Consider the following 1473-nt stretch of genomic DNA (forward strand, 5'->3'; position numbering starts at 1 on the left):
TAGTACTTTGTTAAGTTTCGGCGTGTCGAGTTGATTGGCCATTGTGGATGGTGGTTCGGTTGCGGGGTGACTCCGGAGGAGATTGAGCGGGTGCGGCCCCGGCTGGTGGAGTTCGCTGCGCAGATGCTGGGCGTGTTGCCGAGATCGGATCAGCGGGCCAAGGGTGAGTTGTATGTGCGCGGGTTGCTGACCGATGGGGCGCGGAAGTCGATGCAGCCGATGGCCGAGCGGCTCGGCGTGGATCATCAGGGGTTGCAGCAGTTCATCACCTCCTCGACGTGGGATTACGAGCGGGTGCGGGCGAACGTGGCGAACTGGGCGGTGCACGCGATCGCCCCGGACGCCTACGTGGTTGACGACAGCGGATTCCCGAAGGACGGCAAGGCCTCGCCGTTGGTGGCCCGCCAGTACTCGGGCACGTTGGGCAAGACCGGTAACTGTCAGATCGGCGTGAGCGTGCAGATGGTCACCGATTCCGCGTCGGTGGCGGCGAACTGGCGGCTGTTCTGCCCTTCCTCGTGGGATGACCACAGGATCGACGACCCGGTGGCGGCCGCGCAGGTGCGTGATCGGCGTACGCGGGCCGCCATCCCCGACGAGGTCCGGCATCGGGAGAAGTGGCGGCTGGCGCTGGACATGCTCGATCAGATGCTCACCCCGCCCGGTGACGAGTCCGTCGGTGGGGCTGTCGGTGGGTGGGGTCTGCCGAAGCGGCCGGTGGTCGGTGATTCCGGCTACGGGGACGCGACCGAGTTCCGGCTGGGACTCACCGAACGCGGGCTGGACTACGTCCTGCAGGTCGATCCCACCGCCACCGCCCACCCCGGCGACGCGGTACCCGCCACCGTGCCGTCGACCGGCCGAGGCCGCCCGCCCAAGCCTCGCTACCCCGACGAGCCGGTCACTCTGCGGGAACTGGCCCTGGCCGCGGGACGTGCCGCCTGCCGCCGGGTCACCTGGCGCAACGGCAGCAGGAAGACCAAGGACAACCCGACCGCGGCGATGTGCTCGCACTTCCTGGCCATCCGCGTGCGCCCCGCCAACCGGCACATCCCCCGCGCCGCCGACGGCGGCCTGCCGGGGGAATGGCTCATCGCGGAATGGCCCCCGGACAAGCCCGAACCCGTCAAGTACTGGCTGTCCACGATGAGCATCCGCACCCCGCTCAAAACCCTCGTGCGGCTGGCGAAAATCCGCTGGCGCATCGAACACGACTACCGCGAACTCAAGACAGGTCTGGGTGTCGACCACTTCGAAGGCCGCTCCTTCGTGGGCTGGCACCGCCATGTCACCCTCACCGTCCTCGCCCAAGCATTCGCCACCATGCTGCGACTCGACCCAAAAGCGGATGCGTCGGCCTGACCATCTACGCGGTTCTCCGCGAACTGCAACAACTCCTCACCGCCATGGCCGGCGCGTGCCACACCTGCAAACGCCCCTTCCCTTGACACACAACGACCTAACAAAGTACTA

The 1473-nt window shown here is 67.3% G+C and carries 1 protein-coding gene; it reads left to right on the top strand.

Features of this window, described 5'->3' with window-relative positions:
* The first annotated feature begins 66 nt into the window (after nucleotides 1–66).
* Nucleotides 67–1362 carry an IS701 family transposase gene (locus FM051_RS49925; protein WP_158854983.1) on the top strand — a complete coding sequence of 432 codons (1296 nt, stop codon included), beginning with the start codon at nucleotides 67–69 and terminating at the stop codon, nucleotides 1360–1362.
* The last annotated feature ends 111 nt before the right edge of the window (nucleotides 1363–1473 follow it).

The organism is Saccharothrix deserti, from assembly GCF_009769385.1.
Taxonomy (GTDB): domain Bacteria; phylum Actinomycetota; class Actinomycetes; order Mycobacteriales; family Pseudonocardiaceae; genus Actinosynnema; species Actinosynnema deserti.